Here is an 18,869-nt window from a genome sequence, read left to right on the forward strand (position 1 = left end):
AAGATAGCCCCAACCTTCTTGTATCCTCGTTTTTCCGTCACCCGCCACTGAAATCTTCCGTTACCCCAGGCAGAGTCTGGAAGAAGAAAAATGGAAAGAACTCTGCGCCGAACTCAGCTTGCAGTGATAAGCGGCGCCGGGTCAATTCCAGCGGCTTCTCATCCTCAAGGACGGCCAGGATGCGTGGGCTGCGCAGGTCGCCCGGCGGTGGCAATCCGACTCGCCCCCGTCACGGGGAATGTCAGGAAGTTCGTGTACGGGCCGCAGCCTCAAACGGTCAGCAGACGTGCAGATCTCCGTCCGAGTCGCTGGTTTGGGCGGGATGTGAATGCCAGGAAGCAGAGATGCGCTTCATTTGGCAACCGTATCCCTTGCGCTGCAGTACGAAGAACTGCGCTATGCTTTGATACTCCTAAGAATAAGTGACATCCTCCAAGGCTGATGTTCGAGTCAAGGCCCTCTTAGGGAACTGCCGAGACGTTTCATGCCTTCCAATCGCTGGCGGTTTGTAACGCGATCCCGACGCGATTGCTGTCGGCGAAGGTTCCTGGGGTGCCCCGCATGCCCGGTATCCTGAGCGACATCACTGGTGGCGGCGCGTTCGCCATCGTGCCAGTGGACGCGCTGACTGACTGCACGCTCTCACGGGACGCCCGCTGGCTCTATGCGCTCCTTTGCGGGCACGCCGACCGCGCCGGCCTGTGTCGGCGCTCGTTGCGGCGCTTGGCCGATGAGCAAGGGGTGTCGCGCCGCAGCCTTCAGCGCTGGCTCGGCGAACTGGAGGAGCGCGGCCGCATCGTTCGGGTGAATGCGGAAGGCAAAGCGGGACGGTTCCGGGTAATCCGCAATCCGGCCGATCTTCCCGCCAGCCGCGCCATCGGTGTCGCGCGAACCGATGAGCGGCGCGTACGCTATGGCGAGTACGGTCGTCGCGGTGTTTCCTCCCGCCATGGAACTGGTGACAACCCCGTCACCAGTTCGCCTGTGGATAAGGCGGCAGGGGGTGACCGCTCTGACGCCGGAGGGGTGTCGGCAGCGTCACCGGCACCCGTGACGCGGCTGTCACCCAGAACAAGACCGGATTCGGCAAGACATGTAGAACATGGCGGTGGTGCGCCACCCGGTAGGGGCCGGACGGCCGAGGAGCGCCGGGAGGCGCAGCGGCGCATCGAGCGGGAACGGGAAATCCGCCGGATCGTCCGAGACGCATTCAGGTCCCGCTTCACCGGCGTGGTGCCCGTCGGCGACATCGTGCGGGAGCGGTTGACCGAGCAGGAGATCGAGCAACTGGTGACGGGTGCGCGGCCTATGACAGATCTGCTTGCCCTACTGGGCTGTCAACCTGTCGCAAACGAATCCGATGGTGCGACTGGTCCGCAGTGCGATGCAGGGGCGGTGGGCGGTGCGCCGAAGTGTGCGTGACGCCGCTATCCTCCGAGCCGCACCGGCTCGGTATCCAACCCTGCCGCCTTGCGGGCCTGCATGATCGTGTGCTTCTCGACCGTCATCAGCGCCTCCCGCATTTGCCGGAGCCGGCGCGAGCGGTCGTAGACGCGCGCTGTCACTCCGTCGCTTGAGTGGCCCAGGATGCGCTTTTGCACCGCGTCGGGCGTGTCGTATTCGCCGAGGATCGAGGCGCAGGTGCGGCGCAGATCGTGCGGCGTCCAGCGCCGGCCTTCCGCGTCACGGTGGCCCAGCTTGTCAGCCAGCAGCCGGGCGGCGCACGCGAGCCCGTCCACGGTAAGCGCGCCCGCGGTCTTGCCGCTCGGGCTGGGGAACAGGGGGCCATCCCCGCACGCCTGCTGGCGGCGGCGCAGGACGCTGCGCGCCAAGGGAGGTAACGGCAGATCGCGGCGGGCCGCCGCCGTCTTGCCGCCGTGCGCGGCCACCCGCAGCAGGACAAAGCCCGTCTCGCTGTCCTCCTGAATGTCGCGGGCTTGGACGCGCAACACCTCGCCGGCGCGCAGGCCGAGCAGTAGCGCCAGGGCCATGGCGTCGAGCGTCTGCCGGCTTATCGGGCGGGTGCCGTCTGCCTCCCGCTGGTAGATCGTGCGGCCGTCCAGCAGGCCGAGCGCCAGAGCGAACTCGCCGAGTTCACCGTCGCTCAGAATGCGGTCGCGCGAGCGCTCTGCGGCAGCGGACACCAGCAACCGATCCGCCGTGCCGCGTGTGGGGAGCCACCCCTTGTCCTCCAGGTGCCGCCACAGCGCGGTGATCACGCTGCCCAGCCGGCGCGTCTGCACGCCTTTCTGCTTGGCCTTGGCTTGGCGCCGGGCCTCACGGTCCACCACGGCCGACAGCATGGCGCGATCGACGTCGGCTGGCGCGAGCTTGCCCAGCGCCGGCACGAGATGGAGCTTCAGCAGCCGTTCCCGTTCTGTCCAGTAGCGTTCCGCCCGCCCGATCGCCTTCAGGTGCGCGATGTAGAGCGCTGCGGCGTCGGCCACCGTGCGCGGCTTCTCCAGGCCGAGTACGGCCCGCGTTTCGGCCGCCTTCGGGTCCTGGCCGCTGCGTGCCTCCGAAACGACTCGGCCAGCGTTCAGCCGAGCATCGGACAGCGACACCGCGGGATAGGCGCCCAGTGCGACGCGGCGCTGGATGCCCTTGCCGCCGCCCTCAGCGCGGACGCGGCAGCGGACGTACCACGTCTTGGTGCCGCTCGGATGGACCTGCAACTCGAGGCCGCCACCGTCCCTCAGAATGGCGCGAATCCCGTCCTTGGAGCGGGCGTGGCGGATCGTCGTATCGGTCAGTCTGGGCATGGCCGTTCTTAGGCTGTCAGAAATACAGTCCGATAAATGGTGTCACAGCCAGTGTCACACAAATCACGGATGCCAGAGGGTATGGTAGCGCATCCAAGCGTAGTCATGGCGGACAGATAAGTCGCCTGCATGATGTCACGCTTTTCGGAATAGCCCTAGGGGTTCAGCCTCTTAGCGGTCATCGAATCCTGAGATTTCCAGGGTTTTACGGCTCACGCGTTCACCTCGCCGAATGGTCTGAAAGACTGATGGAGATGCAGAGCGAGGATTATCTGAAAAGCCAGCATCTTCCATAGAAATGCAACTTTTCATAATGATAACTTGGGCGCGCGCTCCTCATTGCGGGCGATCGGTTCCGCTCTGGCGCGCGCAACATTCTTGACGCATTAACGACATTTGCACACCCCGGCGTCATGCTCCATAAACGAGGCGTTGCCGCTGGGAGCATCGGCTTTGCGCATTCTGATCGTTGACGATTCGCCGCATCACCAGACCATGATGGTGTACGAGCTGAACAAGCTCGGCTACAGCACCAGCGTGGCCCTCAATGGCGCCGAGGCCATCGAGGCGGTGGCGCGCGAGCGGTTCGACGTCGTCATGGCCGACATCCGCCTGAAGGACATGACCGGGCTGGAGCTGTGCTGGCATCTGCGCACCGCCCAGGGGCTGCGGCATCTCTATCTCATCCTGATGATCCCCGGCAGCATGACCGACCAGTTCCACGAGCTGGTCGAGGCCGGGGCCGACGAGTTCCTGCGCAAGCCGCTGGACTGGAAATGGACGGCGGCCCGGCTGCTCGCCGCCTCGCGGGTCGTCGCGATGCAGCGCGACCTGGAGCGGCTGGCGACCACCGACGCGCTGACCGGGGCGTTGAACCGCCGCCGTTTCCTGGAGCGTGGTGGCGAGGAGTTCCTGCGCTCGCGGCGCTATGAGCGGCCGCTGTCGGTGGTGATGCTCGACATCGACCATTTCAAGAAGGTCAACGACACCCACGGCCACGCCACCGGCGACGAGGCGATCCGCCTGACGGTGCGCTGCTGCAAGGTGGCCCTGCGCGATTGCGACCTGATCGGCCGGCTGGGCGGCGAGGAGTTCGCGGTCGTCATGCCGGAGACCCTGCCGGTCAACGCCTTCGCCGCCGCCCAGCGGGTTCGCGAGCGCATCGCCGCGGCCGCCCTGCCGCTGGAGGCCGGCGGCGAGCTGCGGATGACGGTCAGCATCGGCCTGGCCTGGATGATGCCGGCCGACCGCGACGTCGAGCAGCTTCTCGCCCGCGCCGACGCGGCGCTCTATCGCGCCAAGCATGGCGGCCGCAACCGGGTGGAGATGGAACCGCCGGTTCCGCTGAAGTCGCGGGTCGGGTAGGGGAGCCTTACCGCCCCATCCTCACAGCCCCATCCTCACAGCCCTATCCTCACAGCCCCATCCTCACAGCTCTGTCCTCACAGCCCCGCCGGAACCTGCCGCGTGTCCGCCGTTCGCGTCGTGCCCTGGTCGATGAGGGGTTGCAGCGCCGGGGCGATGCCCTTCAGCAATTGCGCGGGCAGGGCGCTGGTGAAGCGGTACTGGTCGGCCTCCGGGCCGTGCACGAAGGCGGTCATGGTGCCGAAGAAGCGGTCGCCGATGTAGAAGACGAAGGTCGCCGTCCGGTTCACCGCCTTCGATTCGATCAGCACCCCGCCCGGCCCGTAGCGATCGAGCCGGTGGTCGCCGGTGCCGGTCTTGCCGCCCATCGGAATCGCGGCGCCGCTGGCGTCCTTGAACACCCCCCACACCCGCTTGGCGGTGCCGTTCTGCGCCACGTCCATCAGGGCGCGGCGCAGGACGGCGCAGACCTCCGGCCGCAGCACCCGCTTGTTCTCCAGGGGGCCGAGCCCGAGCTTGGCCTCGTAGGGCGTGCCGGCGGCGAAATGCAGCGACCGAACCCGCAGCATCGGTTGGCGCACCCCGTCGTTGAGGATCAGCCCGACCAGTTCGGCCAGCGCCGCCGGGCGGTCGGCCGAGCTGCCGATCGCCGTCGCCAGCGAGGGCACCAGCGTCTCGAACGGGTAGCCGACGCTGCGCCACTGCTCGGTGATGCGCTGGAAGGCTTCCTCCTCCAGCCCGATGCGGATGCGGGTGTTCTGCGCCGCCTGCCCCTTCTTGAACAGCCAGCGGTAGCTGTCCTGGCGCACCTGGGCGCTGGCCTCCAGCACCTCGGCGCGCTTGGCGTCGGGGTGCTGCTGGAGATACGCCACCAGCCACAGCTCCAGCGGATGGACGCGGGCGAGATAGCCGAGGTCGTTCAGGGAGAACCTGTCCGGCCCGTACTTGACGTACAGGCTGCCGATGGTCTGGTCGTCGAGCCTGGCGTTCGGCAGCCGCGCCCGCAGGAAGGCGGCGAACTCGGCGATCCCGGCGTTGGGCCGCGTGTTGCGGAAGACCACCGCCAGCCGCAGCGGCACCGGGCGCGACCGGCTGGCCAGCCGGGCGAGCGCGTCGTCGGGTCCGCGCTTGCGGTAGTCGTTGTAGAATCGGTTGAGGAAGTCGCTTCCCTCCTTGTCGGCGAAGCGGGCGAGATACTCCTGGCGGGCCGGATGGGACGGGTCGTGCAGGATGTCGATGCCGTCGTCGGCGCCCTCGGCCATGTGGAACTGGACGATGTCGCGCATCAGCCGGATGAAGGGCAGGTTGACGCTGTTCCGCAGCGCCTCCTGGAGGTTCATGATCCGGCCGTTGTCGTCCTTGTTGAAGTTCACGAAGCTGTGCTGGCCGCCGCCGGTGAAGAAGGTCTCGCCGGGGCTGGCGGAGTAGCGCCGCTCCATCGCCGCGTTCAGCATGGCGGGCAGGCCGCGATCGGGCGCGCTCGTCAGCCAGCCCACCGACCAGCGGGTCAGGTTGTCCGACGCCTCCTCGCCGACGTCGGCCAGATACTCGCGCGGCAGGTGGGCGTAGCGGCTGTGCAACTCGGCGACGATCTCAAGATAGGTGGTCAGCGTGCGCAGCTTGGCGGTGGAGCCGAGGTCGAGCTTCGCCCCCTCGTTGATGTCGAGCGGCTGGTCGAGGTTGTCGGCCTGGACGCGCAGGTAATTGGCCTCGGGCCCGCGCTCGTAGAGGGTGACGGAGTAGACGAGCTTCGACAGGTCGTTGTTGCGGGCATCGAGCAGCCGCTCGCCGGTCAGCCCGAGCGCGTGGGCGTAGGCCGGATCGTTCAGCTTGCCCAGCACCTCGACGACGCGCTGCTGGGTCGGGGCGTCGAGCGTGGTCTGCGCCGTCAGGTCGATGCGGTCGAGCTGGTAGAGGCTGGGCACGTTCAGCATCGACAGCAGCCGGGCGCGGATGGCGTTGGTCGCCTTCTGCTCGACGAAGGAGGTCGCCGGGGGGGGCGGCAGCTCGTCGGCGAAGCTGAGGGGCAGGGCGAGGGCGGCGTCGCGCAGCGGCTCGTCGATGACGCCGGCCTGGGCCAGCACCCGCAGGTGGCTGTCGGCCAGCCGGTCGAGCGCGGCGCGGTCCTGGATCAGGTAATGGGACGGCCGCCGCTGGGCCAGCAGCAGGGCCAGAACCTGCTTGTAGGCCAGCGCCTTGAGCTGGAGGGAGCGGGCGTCGGTCGCGGGCTCGCTCAATACGCGCTCGGCGATCGACAGATCGGTGCCGAACCACGCCCACAGCCCGTCGCCAAGCCCATTCACCTCGCCGAAGCCCGGCCGCGCGGTCAGCGGCGTCGAGTTCAGGTAATCGACCAGGATGCGTTGGCGGGTCAGGGTGGTGTCCTCGCCGTCGCGATAGGCGCGGACGCTGGCGGATGCCATCTGGCGCAGCTTCTCCAGCCCGCTGCTGGTCTGGCCGTCGGGGGAATGGCGGTACTTCTCGATCTGCGTCGCCAGCGTCGAGCCGCCGGGCGAACGCGACCCCGGCCGCAGCAACTGCACCGGCAGCATGGCGACGGCCCCGGCGAAGCGGTCCCACTCCACCGCCGGGTTGCGGCGCGGCTCGTCCTCGTTCAGAAGCTCGCGGTTCTCGATGAACAGCAGGGTGTCGGCGACCAGCTTCGGGACATCCTCGAAACGGGCGAAGACCCGCTCCGGGTAGCGCGCCGAATGCATGATGTGGCCGTTGCGGTCGAGCAGGGTCAGCCCGGCCTGGGTCTTCTCCCGGTAGATCGGGAAGCCGCCGCCGGCCATGAAGCGGTCGAGCGCCGGGGACAGGACCGCCTGGGATTCGATGCTGTAGAGGTCGCCGGTCAGCGCCTTGAGCTGGTCGGGCAGGGCGGTGTAGCCGAACCGCTCGTTGTAGGGGCCCTGGGTCGGGTAGCGGGCGGCCGGGTTGGGGCCCTCCTTGACGGTGACGTCCATTGATTGGGCGAAGGGGGCGAGCAGCCGGGCCTGGAGTCGCGAGCTGCGCATCTCCTCGCGCGCCGCGATTCCGACTCCGGCGGCGGTCGCCAGCAAGGCCGCCGCCAACGCCGTCCGCCGCACCCAGGTCCGCGCGCCTGCCTGCGCCATGCCGTTTCCGCACCCTCCGCTGTCCGGGGCGGGCCGCCACGGGCCCGGCCGAGATGTGGGGGGACGCTAGTCGAATGTTGGTAAAAACAGGTTAACAGCCGACCGTGGCCGGGGACGGGTACCGTGAAAATCGGCACCCGTTGCCCGGAGGTCACGCCGCTGCCAAACGGCCGTCAGCCCGCCAGCAGCGCCTTCGCCCGCTCGGCCAGTTCGGTCAGCGGGACCTCGACCTGCTCGCCACGGATCAGATGCTTCAGCGTCGCGGTGCCGCGCGCCTTCTCGTCCGAGCCCATCAGCAGCACCATCGGGATGCCGGTGCGGTCGGCGTATTTCATCTGCTTGGCGAGCTTGCCGCCGTCGAGCTGGATCTCCGTGTTGATGCCGGCGGCCCGCAGTTCGGTGGCGAGGCGGAAGTAATCGGCCGACAGCGCGGGGTCCATCTGCGTCACCAGCACCTGGGCGGTCGGCGCGCCGTCCTTGATCAGGCCGGCCTCCATCAGCTGGTAGAACAGCCGGGTGGCGCCGATCGAGATGCCGACGCCCGGCAGCTTCGACTTGGTGTAATGGCTCGCCAGATTGTCGTAGCGCCCGCCCGAGCAGACCGAGCCGATGCCGGGATGGTCGTTCAGGAAGGTCTCGTAGACGGTGCCGGTGTAGTAGTCGAGCCCGCGCGCGATGGCGAGGTTGATGCGCACCGCGTCGTCCGGCACCTGGAAGGCGCGCAGCCCCTCGATCACCGTGGTCAGTTCGGCCACGCCCTGGCGGAAGGTCTCGTTCTCGATGTCGAGGGCGCCCAGCGCCGCCAGCGTCTCGGCGTTGCTGCCCTTGGCGTCGATCAGCGACAGGATGGTGTCGGCGGCCCCCTCCGCCATGCCGAGGCCGAGCAGGCTCTCGCGCACCTTGTCGCGGCCGATCTTGTCGAGCTTGTCGATCTCGCGCAGCACCAGCACGCGCGTTTCCGCGTCCTCGACGCCCAGCCCGTCGAGCAGCCCCAGCAGGACCTTGCGGTTGTTCACGTTGATGGTGAAGCCGCCGAAGTCCAGCTCGGTGAAGACATGGTGGATGACCGCCGGGATCTCGGCGTCGTACTGGGCGGACAGGCTGTCCTTGCCGATCACGTCGATGTCGCACTGGTAGAATTCGCGGAAGCGTCCGCGCTGCGCCCGCTCGCCGCGGTAGACCCGCTGGATCTGGTAGCGCCGGAAGGGGAAGGCGAGGTCGCGCTCATGCTCCGCCACATAGCGGGCGAGCGGCACCGTCAGGTCGAAGCGCAACGCCATCTCGGGCTTGTGGCCCTGCTGGATGGCGCCGGTCGACTGCACGAAATAGACCTGCTTCTCGGTCTCGCCGCCGGACTTGGTCAGCAGCGTGTCCACCGTCTCGAACACCGGGGTCTCGACGGGCACGAAGCCGAACCGCTCGTAGCCGCGGCGGATGGTGTCCAGCATGCGCTGGAAGGCCACCTGATGGCGCGGCAGCAGTTCCATCGTTCCGGGCGGGGTGCGGGGCGTGATCAGGCTCATCGGAATGGGTCCGGACTGGATGGGAAAAGCCCGCGTTTTCTAGCCCCTTTCCCCGCTCCCGTCACCTGCGGGCGGAAATTTTTCAGGTGCCGCGTTTTTTTCCGGAAGAGGCGTGGAATGGAACGCGGGGGCGCCGCGTTCATCTTGGCACGACGCCGCGCTGCGGGTCGCTCATCAAACGGGAGAAATCTAATGTCCGGCACCGTCTTTGGGTCGCGTATCCGTTCGTCCGTCTCGACTTTTGCGGTTGTGGCCCTGCTGGCCGCCGCCCCGGCGCTGGTCGCCGGTTCCGCCTCGGCCGCGACGGTCGACCAGGGCGCCCCGTCGGCGACCAGCACGGCTCCTTCGGCGGCGCCCGCCCCGAAGACGGAGCAGAAGGCCGCCGTCCCGGCCGCGACCCAGACCACGAGCCAGGCTCCGGCGGCGACCACGACCCAGGCCGCTCCGCAGGCCGCCGCCCCGGCCAAGCCGGGCCACGTCCAGGTCGCGACCACGCCGAAGGCCGAGGTGACCAAGGCCCAGGCCGACGCGGTCGCCAAGGAGCTGGGCGCCAAGCCGACCGACGCGCTGAGCGTCCAGCTCGGCAAGTATCACGAGCAGATCGAGGCCGCCCACGCGTTGAAGGAGAAGGCCGCCCGCGACAAGGCCGTGACCGAGGCCCGCCAGCAGCTCACCGCCATCGGCGGCAAGCCGGTGACGCCCGAGCAGGCCGCGAAGGTCGATGGCATCCTCGGCGTGAAGGCACCCTCCACCATCCAGTGAGCCTGATCCGCCTGTGACCGGCCGCCCCACTCCCTCACGCCGGCAAGGGAGGAGGGGCGGTCGTCCGCAGCCTCGCGACGGTACGGCGTTCCGGACGTTGAGCCGGAACCGCGATGGCGATAGAACGTCCCTTGACGCTCCATCCCCTCTCCACGCCATCGCCGGAAAACCGCCATGCCGCTCGACCGCCTCGTCCTCCGCCGTCCCGACGACTGGCATGTCCATCTGCGTGACGGGGCCATGCTGAAGGCGGTCCTGCCCTTCACCGCCCGCCAGTTCGGCCGCGCCATCGTCATGCCGAACCTGAAGCCGCCGGTCACCCACGCCGCCGACGCCGTCGCCTACCGCGACCGCATCCTGGCGGCGCTGCCGGACGGCGTGGCCTTCACCCCGCTGATGACCGCCTACCTGACCGACGGCACCGACGCCGAGGATCTGGCGCGCGGCTTCGAGGAGGGGGTGTTCGCCGCCGCCAAGCTCTACCCGGCCAACGCCACCACCAACAGCGCCCACGGCGTCACCGACATCGCCCGCATCGCCCCGGTGCTGGAGCGCATGGCGGAGATCGGCATGCCGATCCTCATCCATGGCGAGGTGACCGACCAGAGCGTCGACATCTTCGACCGCGAGGCGGTGTTCATCGACACCATCCTGGCGCCGTTGATGGAGCGCCACCCGAGCTTGCGCGTCGTGCTGGAGCATGTGACGACCGCCGACGCGGTGGCCTTTGTCCGCGCCCACGCCGCCAGCGGGCGGATCGGCGCCACCATCACCGCGCACCATCTGCTGATCAACCGCAGCCACATCTTCCAGGGCGGCATCCGCCCGCACCTCTACTGCCTGCCCATCGCCAAGCGCGAGACGCACCGCGTCGCGCTGGTCGAGGCGGCGACCTCCGGCGAGGCGCCCTTCTTCCTTGGCACCGACACCGCGCCGCACATGGTGACGGCAAAGGAAGCGGCCTGCGGCTGCGCCGGCTGCTTCACCGCCGCCAACGCGCTGGAGCTGTACGCCGAGGCGTTCGACGAGGCCGGGGCGCTGGACAAGCTGGAAGCCTTCGCCAGCCTGAACGGCCCGCGCTTCTACGGCCTGCCGGCCAACGAGGAGCGGGTGGTGCTGGAGCGCCGCCCGTCGGTGACGCCGGACGTGATCCTGGTCAGCGAGGGCGACGCGGTGCTGCCCTTCCGCAGCGGCGAGACCCTGCGCTGGAGCTTCGCCGGGGTGGTGTGATCCGCGACGCGCTGCCCCCACCCCGACCCTCCCCCGCTGGGCGGGAGAGGGGGCCTGTTGGAGCTTTGGGGAACACGGCGGCAGACTCCTCCCCCGCCCAGCGGGGGAGGTTAGGGTGGGGGTCTAACGTCTCCGCCCCACCAGAACTCTGTCAGAACAGGCTTCCCTGCACCGGGACCGGCCGCGGCTTGCGCACCGCCTCCACCTTCTTCTCGACCTTCGGCTCGCCGCCGTCCACCGTCGCGCCGACGCGGCCTTCCTCGCCGAACACCAGCGTCACCGGCAGCCCCGGCACCGCCTGCTCGGCCCGCGTGATCGGCCGGCCCTCGCGGTCTTCGACCAGGGCGAAGCCGCGCGCCAGCACGCCCTTGTAGCTGTAGCTCTCCAGCAACTGTCCGACCGCCGCCAGCCTGGCCCCGCGCTCCTCGACGCTCTTGCCGTAGGCGCGCTCCAGGCGTGGCGTCAGGTCGGCCAGCCGCCGCTCGGCCTCGCCCAGCTTCACCCGCGCCGGGGTCAGCGACAGCCGCCCGGCCACCCGCTCGAAGCGGCCCTCCGCCATCGCCACCGCGTGCCGCAGGGCGCCGTCCAGCGCGCGGGCCTCCGAGGTCAGGCGCTGGCCGGCCTGGGCCAGCTTCTCGCGCGGGTGGCGCAGCTTGGCCGACAGCTCGCCGACCCGCGTCCGCCGCCGTTCCAGCAAGGCCGCCGCCGCGAGGTTCAGCCTCTCCGCCCGGTCGTCGAGCCGCTGGGCGTGCCCCTCCAGCAGCGCGCGGGGATCGCCGAGGCCGCGCGCCAGCCCCTCGACGCGGTTGCGGCGGTCCGCCACCGCGCGGCTGGCGCAGGCGAGCAGCCGGCGTTCGTCGTCGAGGATCTGGGCCAGCAGTTCGGTCCGGACCGGCACCGCCATCTCGGCGGCGGCGGTCGGGGTCGGCGCCCGCAGGTCGGAGGCGAAGTCGATCAGCGTCGTGTCGGTCTCGTGCCCGACCGCCGAGATCAGCGGGATGGCGCTGGCCGCCGCCGCGCGGACGACGTTCTCCTCGTTGAAGGCCATCAGGTCCTCCAGCGAGCCGCCGCCGCGCGCCACGATCAGCAGGTCGGGGCGCGGCACCGGCCCGCCCGGCACGATCCGGTTGAAGCCCTGGATCGCCGCCGTCACCTCGGCCGCCGCGCGCTCGCCCTGGACGGCGACCGGCCACAGCAGGACATGGCGCGGGAAGCGGTCGTTCAGCCGGTGCAGGATGTCGCGGATGACGGCGCCGGTCGGCGAGGTGACGACGCCGATCACGTCTGGCAGGAAGGGGATCGCCTTCTTGCGCGACGGCTCGAACAGCCCCTCCGCTGCGAGGCGCCGCTTGCGCTCCTCCAGCATCTTCAGCAGGGCGCCCTCGCCGGCCAGTTCCATCGATTCGATGATGAGCTGGTACTGCGAGCGGCCGGGGTAGGTGGTCATCCGCCCATTGACGATGACCTCCAGACCCTCCTCCGGCCTGACCGCCAGCTTGGCGACGGTGCCGCGCCAGCACACCGCCTCGATGACGGCGGTGTCGTCCTTCAGCCGCATGTAGCAGTGGCCGGAGCTGTGCTTCTTGGGCTGCGAGATCTCGCCGCGCACGCGCACGAAGCCGAACTCGTCCTCGATGCTGCGCTTCAGGCGGCGGGCGAGATCGCCGACGGTGAATTCCGGCAGGTTGGAGCCGGGGCGCGGTTCCGGGGCGATCAGCGGGAGGGCGTCGAGGTCGTTGGTCATGGTGCTCTTGAGTTGGGGCGCGGCCATGATACAAGGCGCGATGTCGGCAACAAGCCTTGAAGGGGCGCGTACCATGAAAGTCCTCGTCGTCGGATCCGGCGGCCGCGAGCATGCCCTGTGCCGGGCCATCGCCAACTCCCCGCTGTGCGGCGCGCTCTATTGCGCGCCCGGCAACGCCGGCATCGCCGACGTGGCGACGCTGGTGCCGGTCGGCTCGGAGGACGTCGAGGGGCTGGTCCGCTTCGTCCAGGACAACGCCATCGACTTCGTGGTCGTCGGTCCCGAAGGCCCGCTGGTGCTGGGGCTGGTCGACCGGCTGACGGCGCTCGGCGTCAAGGCCTTCGGGCCGAGTGCCGCGGCGGCGGAGCTTGAGGGCTCCAAGGGCTTCATGAAGGACATCCTGGCGAAGTACGGCGTGCCGACCGCCTTCTACGGCCGCTTCACCGACGCCGGCGCCGCCAAGGACTATGTCCGCAAGCACGGCGCCCCCATCGTGGTGAAGGCCGACGGGCTGGCCGCCGGCAAGGGCGTCACCGTCGCCCGCACCGAGGCCGAGGCCTTCGCCGCCATCGACGAGGCGCTGGTCGACGGCCGCTTCGGCGCCGCCGGTGCCGAGGTGGTGGTGGAAGAGTTCCTCGACGGCGAGGAGGTCAGCTTCTTCGCGCTGTGCGACGGCGAGAACGCGCTGCCGCTGGCCTCGGCGCAGGACCACAAGGCGGTCGGCGACGGCGACACCGGCCCCAACACCGGCGGCATGGGCGCCTATTCCCCGGCGCCGGTTCTGACGCCGGAGCTTGAGGCCCGCGTCATGCGCGAGATCATCGAGCCGACCGTCAAGGGCATGGCGGCGGAGGGCCGTCCCTTCAAGGGCGTTCTGTTCGCCGGACTGATGATCATGAACACGCCGGACGGCCCGGTGCCGAAGACGCTGGAGTTCAACGTCCGCTTCGGCGACCCGGAATGCCAGACGCTGATGACGCGGCTGAAGTCCGACGCGCTGGCCGCGCTGGTCGCGGCGGCCGACGGGGTGCTCGACGGCATCGACCTGCGCTGGCACGAGGGCACCGCGCTGTGCGTGGTGATGGCGGCCGAGGGCTACCCCGGCGATTACAGGAAGAACACCGAGATCCGCGGCCTGGACGCCGCCAACGCGGTGGACTCGGTGACGGTCTATCACGCCGGCACCAAGCGCGCCGAGGACGGCCGGGTGCTGTCGGTCGGCGGCCGCGTGCTGGGCGTGACCGCCCTGGCCCCGACGGTGGCCGAGGCGCAGGCCGCAGCCTACCGTGGCGTCGATGCGCTCGACTGGCCGGAGGGCTTCTGCCGACGCGACATCGGCTGGCGGGCGGTTGGGCGCTGAGCCGGAGTGGCGGGCCCATAACCCATTGTCGCCAGAGTATTTCTCCTATTCGTCATGCCCGGGCTTGTCCCGGTCATCCACGCGCAGTCCTATCGTCGTGACGTGCGGCCGTGGATGCCCGGCTCAAGGCCGGGCATGACGGAAACGTGAGCGCCGGCCGCTTCCTGTCCGCCGTCCGGACGGCGCTCAACGCCGGCTCTTGAAGAAGTCCCGCAGCAGCGTCCCCGCGCGGGTCTCGCCGATGCCGCCATAGACCTCCGGGGCGTGGTGACAGGTCGACTGCCGGTAGAAGCGCGGGCCGTGGTCGACCGCGCCGCCCTTGGGGTCGTAGGCGCCGAAATAGACGCGGCGCAGGCGGGCAAAGCTGAGCGCCGCCGCGCACAGCGCGCAGGGCTCCAGCGTCACGTACAGGTCGCAGCCGGGCAGGCGGGGCGAACCGTGCGCGGCGCAGGCCTGGCGCAGGGCCAGCACCTCGGCGTGGGCGGTGGGGTCGGCCAGCTCCTCGGTGCGGTTGCCGGCGCGGCCCAGGATGGCGCCGGTCGCCGGATCGACGACCACCGCGCCGACCGGCACCTCGCCACGCGCGGCGGCGGCCTCGGCCTCCTGGAAGGCGATGTCCATCGGGGAAGGGCGGAGGCTGCTCATCGGAGGCACCCTGCCCGGCGTCCCGCGTCCGCGTCAAGGCACCGATGGCCGGGCCGCGCGGTTGACGCCAGACGGGCGGGAACAGCCGCCCGACGCCCCCGGGAGGACACCATGAAGAACCATGTCTACAAGAAGGTCGAGATCGTCGGCACCGCGGACTCGTCCGTCGACGAGGCCATCCGCAACGGTCTGGAGCGCGCCTGCAAGACCCTGAAGCATGTGGACTGGTTCGAGGTCGGCGAGATTCGCGGCAACGTGCAGGGCGGCGAGATCGCCCAGATCCAGGTGGTCATGAAGGTCGGCTTCCGGCTGGACGACTGATCCCGCGCGAAAGCCCGCACAAAAGGTGACATCCGGGCGCCTGGACATGGTGCGGGCGGTTGCGGGCGGCGCGTTCTGGCCCTATGGTCCGCCGCATGGACACATCCGACACCGACCTGACTTCCGCCGCCGCCCCGGACGGCGGTGAACGCATCGCCAAGCGGCTGGCGCGCGCCGGGCTCTGCTCGCGCCGCGACGCCGAACGCTGGATCGCCGAGGGCCGCGTCGCGGTCAACGGGCAGACGCTGGAAACCCCGGCTTGCGTCGTGCGCCCTGGCGACATCGTGCAGGTCGATGGCAAAATCATTCCCGAACCGGAGCCGGCGCGGCTGTGGCGCTACCACAAGCCGTCGGGTCTGGTGACCTCGGCGCGCGACGAGAAGGGGCGGGCGACCGTCTTCGACCGGCTGCCGCCGGATCTGCCGCGCGTGGTGTCGATCGGTCGCCTCGACCTGACGACCGAGGGGTTGCTGCTGCTGACCAACGACGGCGAACTCGCGCGCTTCCTGGAACTGCCGGCCACCGGCTGGACCCGACGCTACCGCGTGCGCGTGTTCGGCGAGGTGGACGAGGTGCAGCTGGCGGCGCTGGCCAAGGGGCCGACCATCGAGGGTGTCAAGTACGGGCCGATCGAGGCGGTGCTTGACCGCATCCAGGGCCGCAACGCCTGGCTGACGGTCAGCTTGAAGGAAGGCAAGAACCGCGAGATCCGCAAGGTGATGGAAGCGCTGGGGCTTCAGGTCAACCGGCTGATCCGTGTCGCCTACGGCCCGTTCCAGCTCGGCAAGCTGGAGGAAGGCGCCGTCGAGGAGGTGCCGAAGCGCGTCGTCCGCGAGCAGGTCGCCAACTTCTTCGGCACCGGGGCCGCTCCGGCGGAAACGACGGAGTCGAACACCAAGCTGCGTGCCAAGGCCCGCGCCGAGGCCGCTTCGACTTCGGCGGCCAAGCCGGCGCTTCGCGCCGAAGCCGCTCCGGCGGGTGCCGGCGCGGCCGTCCGCCGCGCGCCGCGCTCCGCGACCAAGCGGATCGAGGCGCAGGCGGCCTGGGGCAAGGAGGACGCCAAGCCGTCGCGCGCCCGTGGCGGCGACGGCGCCAAGCCCGTCCGTGGCAAGACCGACGCGGCCGGACCCGCCGGCGAGCGTCCGGCGCGCGCGCGCAAGACCCTGTCCCTGGGGGATGCGGCGCCCAAGCCGGCGCGTGGCGGCGGCAAGCCCTCGGGCCGCGATCCGCAGGCTGCCAAGGGGCCGGCCAAGCCGACCGCAGCCTCTTCCAAGCCGGCGAAGGCGGCGCCTCCGTCCCAGTCCCAGTCCCAGCCCAAGCCCAAGCCCAAGCCCAAGCCCAAGCCTGCGGCCGCCGAGGCACCCGCCGGCCCCAAGAAGCGGGATGGACGGACTGACCGCCAGCGTGTCGACCGCCCGCGCAAGGAGCGTCCCAGCAAGGATCGTCCCGGTGCGGATCGTCGGCGGTAGGCACCGGGGCCGCCGGCTGGTCGCTCCGGACGGCCGCGACACGCGGCCGACCACCGACCGCACGCGCGAGTCGCTGTTCAACATCCTGGCCCACGCCGACTGGGCGCCCGATTTTGAGGGAGCCGTCGTGCTGGATGCCTTCTGCGGCACCGGCGCGCTCGGGCTGGAGGCCCTGTCGCGCGGGGCGGCCCGTTGCAGTTTTCTCGACAGCGGCCGCGCCGCGCTCGATGCGGTGCGCGCGAACGTGGCGGCGCTGGACGAGGCCGAAGCCGCCACCGTCCTGCGCGCCGACGCCACCCGCCCGCCCGCCGGGCAGCCCTGCGCCCTGGCTTTTCTCGATCCGCCCTACGCCAAGGGGCTGGCGCCGGTCGCGCTCGCCGCCCTGTCGCGGGCCGGCTGGTTGGCCAACGGCGCGCTCGCCGTCGTCGAGGTGGGGGAGGGCGACCCGATGCCCGCCCCGGACGGCTTCATCCTGCTGGACGAGCGGCGCTACGGCGACACCCGCATCCTGTTCCTGACCCACGCCGTGCGGGGCTGACGGGCGTTCCCGCTCGGTCCACCGACGAAACCCGCCAGTTCCATTTTTCGATGCGAGAGTCCGCGTCCGGCCCGCCGGCATGACGGTGCGGCCGGTCATATGCATCAACGGCATGCCCGATGTTTTTCCATCATGCGGAAAGCCGAATCCAATAGTTGAGTTCCAAAACAATCAGCGGCAAACATTGTGTGTCGCCGAGGTGGTTCAAACACTGTCGCGGCGGCTTCATTCTATCTCCTTTGAATGCACACCCTCGACTGAGGGGGCCGTGCAGGTACCGGCACGGCTTCTTTTTCAAGAATGTGCGTCAAGGCAGGGATAAGGAACGGATGAATAGTCCGGACCGAACCCCGTCGGGATGTGGGTGAAGACGGATTACTTCAAGGTTCGTTGGTTGCATTCCGTTACCCTGGCTTTAGGGCGTCTTTTTCGGCCTTTTTCTGGTATACCAGATTCCATACTCGGTATTCAGAATAACCAGCGTGCGGACGGCCCGATGCTGCCGAAGAACTTCAGACAACCGACGGAACGGAATCGTCAGCAAGAACGCATCCGTCCCGCCAACGCAACCGCGACCGGCCGGCAGCGAGCCCCCAAGACGGGGCGGCACCCGGACCGGCAATGGATCAGTTTCGGGAGGTACGATGGCTCATACGTCAACCCCATCGGCGGCAGAACCGGGGGCGCCGATTTCCGACAGCGTTCGTTGGACCCAGATCGTCATCGGCATCGTCTGCATGGTGGCGGCGGCCAACATCCAGTATGCCTGGACGCTCTTCGTTCCGGAAATCCAGGCGACGCATGGCTGGACGCGCGCGTCGATCCAGACCGCTTTCACCATCTTCGTCGTCGTGCAGACCTGGCTGACGCCGATCGAGGGCTACTTCATCGACCGCTACGGCCCCCGGGTCATCGTCGCCGCCGGCGGCTTCTTCACCGGCCTCTCCTGGATCGTCGACAGCTACGCCAGCACCCTGGCGCTTCTCTACATCGGCTCGGCCATCGGCGGCATCGGTGTCGGCTGCGTCTACGCGACCTGCGTGAACAACGCGCTGAAGTGGTTCCCGGAAAAGCGCGGTCTGGCCGTCGGCCTGACGGCGGGCGGCTACGGCGCCGGCTCGGCGCTGACCATCCTGCCGATCTCCGCGATGATCCACAGCAGCGGCTATCAGTCGGCCTTCTTCTGGTTCGGCCTGCTCCAGGGCGCGATCATCATCGCCGCCGCCTTCTTCCTGCGCATGCCGCAGAAGGAACAGGTCAAGGCCTCGACCAAGGTCGCCCAGACCCGCCGCGACTACACGCTGGGCGAGGCGCTGCGCACCCCGGTCTTCTGGGTGATGTGGGCGATGTTCATCGGCACCGTCACCGGCGGCCTGATGGCGGTGGCCCAGCTGGGCGTCATCGCCCACGACCTGGGCGTCAAGGAAGCTCCGGTCAGCGTGTTCGGCCTGACCATGGCGGCTCTGCCCTTCGCCCTGATGCTCGACCGCGTCATGAACGGCATCTCCCGTCCGCTGTTCGGCTTCATCTCCGACCACATCGGCCGCGAAGCGACCATGTTCGTCGCCTTCACGCTGGAAGGCGTCGGCATCATCATGCTCAGCCGCTACGGCCATGACCCGATGATGTTCCTGATCCTCAGCGGCATGGTCTTCCTGGCCTGGGGCGAAGTCTACAGCCTGTTCAGCGCGACCTCGGCCGACACCTTCGGCACCAAGCACGCCGGCAAGATCTACGGCGTCCTCTACTGCGCCAAGGGCGTCGCCGCCCTGCTGGTCCCGCTCGGCAACCTGCTGATGGAGGCGACCGGCACCTGGGCCACGGTGCTGTACGTCACCGCGACCATGGACCTGACGGCGGCGGCCTGCGCGCTCCTCGTGCTGAAGCCGATGCTCGCCAAGCACCACGCCCGCAACGCCGAGGCGGCCCGCATCGCCGAGGCCCAGGGTGTGCCGCTGTCCGCCGCGCAGCCGGCCGGGAACTACAACGGGTAAGGCAAGCGCCCGGAACCCCGGCAAACCCGATTGCTAACCT

General features: G+C 69.4%; 14 protein-coding genes. 9 read left to right on the forward strand and 5 right to left on the reverse strand.

Features of this window, described 5'->3' with window-relative positions; genetic code table 11:
• The first annotated feature begins 561 nt into the window (after positions 1–561).
• Complete coding sequence (locus J2847_RS02220) at positions 562–1,422, forward strand: helix-turn-helix domain-containing protein (protein WP_209776652.1); 861 nt, start codon at positions 562–564, stop codon at positions 1,420–1,422.
• A 5-nt stretch (positions 1,423–1,427) separates the two neighbouring features.
• Here the strand turns inward: J2847_RS02220 and J2847_RS02225 are convergent, their stop codons facing one another.
• Entirely contained in the window at positions 1,428–2,762 is a 1,335-nt protein-coding gene (locus J2847_RS02225) for a tyrosine-type recombinase/integrase (RefSeq protein ID WP_209776654.1), read from the reverse strand.
• A 453-nt stretch (positions 2,763–3,215) separates the two neighbouring features.
• Between J2847_RS02225 and J2847_RS02230 the strand changes: the two genes are divergently transcribed.
• Complete coding sequence (locus J2847_RS02230) at positions 3,216–4,127, forward strand: GGDEF domain-containing protein (RefSeq protein WP_209776655.1); 912 nt, start codon at positions 3,216–3,218, stop codon at positions 4,125–4,127.
• A 77-nt stretch (positions 4,128–4,204) separates the two neighbouring features.
• Here the strand turns inward: J2847_RS02230 and J2847_RS02235 are convergent, their stop codons facing one another.
• Together J2847_RS02235 and hisS are read right to left on the reverse strand one after the other, a co-directional pair.
• Positions 4,205–7,243 carry a transglycosylase domain-containing protein gene (locus J2847_RS02235; RefSeq protein WP_209776657.1) on the reverse strand — a complete coding sequence of 1,013 codons (3,039 nt, stop codon included), beginning with the start codon at positions 7,241–7,243 and terminating at the stop codon, positions 4,205–4,207.
• 173 nt (positions 7,244–7,416) lie between these two features.
• The gene (gene hisS, locus J2847_RS02240) at positions 7,417–8,766 is read right to left on the reverse strand and encodes a histidine--tRNA ligase (protein WP_209776658.1); all 1,350 of its coding nucleotides are present in this window, start codon (positions 8,764–8,766) and stop codon (positions 7,417–7,419) included.
• 249 nt (positions 8,767–9,015) lie between these two features.
• Between hisS and J2847_RS02245 the strand changes: the two genes are divergently transcribed.
• Positions 9,016–9,528: a hypothetical protein gene (locus J2847_RS02245; protein ID WP_325169307.1), complete on the forward strand. Its 513-nt coding sequence runs from the start codon at positions 9,016–9,018 to the stop codon at positions 9,526–9,528.
• A 174-nt stretch (positions 9,529–9,702) separates the two neighbouring features.
• Positions 9,703–10,758, forward strand: coding sequence for a dihydroorotase (gene pyrC, locus J2847_RS02250; protein WP_209776661.1), 1,056 nt, complete (start codon positions 9,703–9,705; stop codon positions 10,756–10,758).
• A 151-nt stretch (positions 10,759–10,909) separates the two neighbouring features.
• Here the strand turns inward: pyrC and xseA are convergent, their stop codons facing one another.
• Entirely contained in the window at positions 10,910–12,502 is a 1,593-nt protein-coding gene (xseA, locus tag J2847_RS02255; protein ID WP_209776742.1) for an exodeoxyribonuclease VII large subunit, read from the reverse strand.
• A 73-nt stretch (positions 12,503–12,575) separates the two neighbouring features.
• On the opposite strand from xseA, the gene purD reads away from it, so the two are divergent.
• Complete coding sequence (gene purD, locus J2847_RS02260) at positions 12,576–13,862, forward strand: phosphoribosylamine--glycine ligase (protein WP_209776662.1); 1,287 nt, start codon at positions 12,576–12,578, stop codon at positions 13,860–13,862.
• Positions 13,863–14,048: 186 nt separating this feature from the next.
• Here the strand turns inward: purD and J2847_RS02265 are convergent, their stop codons facing one another.
• Entirely contained in the window at positions 14,049–14,483 is a 435-nt protein-coding gene (locus J2847_RS02265; RefSeq protein ID WP_209776743.1) for a nucleoside deaminase, read from the reverse strand.
• Positions 14,484–14,618: 135 nt separating this feature from the next.
• On the opposite strand from J2847_RS02265, the gene J2847_RS02270 reads away from it, so the two are divergent.
• The 4 genes from J2847_RS02270 (at position 14,619) to oxlT (ending at position 18,829) form a co-directional block, all read left to right on the forward strand.
• Entirely contained in the window at positions 14,619–14,828 is a 210-nt protein-coding gene (locus tag J2847_RS02270; protein ID WP_085556468.1) for a dodecin, read from the forward strand.
• A 95-nt stretch (positions 14,829–14,923) separates the two neighbouring features.
• Positions 14,924–16,297, forward strand: a complete 1,374-nt coding sequence (locus tag J2847_RS33980) for a pseudouridine synthase (RefSeq protein WP_233474221.1) — start codon at positions 14,924–14,926, stop codon at positions 16,295–16,297.
• Positions 16,278–16,835, forward strand: a complete 558-nt coding sequence (gene rsmD, locus J2847_RS02280; protein WP_209776664.1) for a 16S rRNA (guanine(966)-N(2))-methyltransferase RsmD — start codon at positions 16,278–16,280, stop codon at positions 16,833–16,835. The genes J2847_RS33980 and rsmD overlap by 20 nt, the downstream gene beginning before the upstream one ends.
• A 644-nt stretch (positions 16,836–17,479) precedes the next feature.
• Positions 17,480–18,829, forward strand: coding sequence for an oxalate/formate MFS antiporter (oxlT, locus tag J2847_RS02285; protein ID WP_085556470.1), 1,350 nt, complete (start codon positions 17,480–17,482; stop codon positions 18,827–18,829).
• Positions 18,830–18,869: the final 40 nt, after the last annotated feature.

The organism is Azospirillum agricola (assembly GCF_017876095.1).
In the GTDB taxonomy this organism is placed as follows: domain Bacteria; phylum Pseudomonadota; class Alphaproteobacteria; order Azospirillales; family Azospirillaceae; genus Azospirillum; species Azospirillum agricola.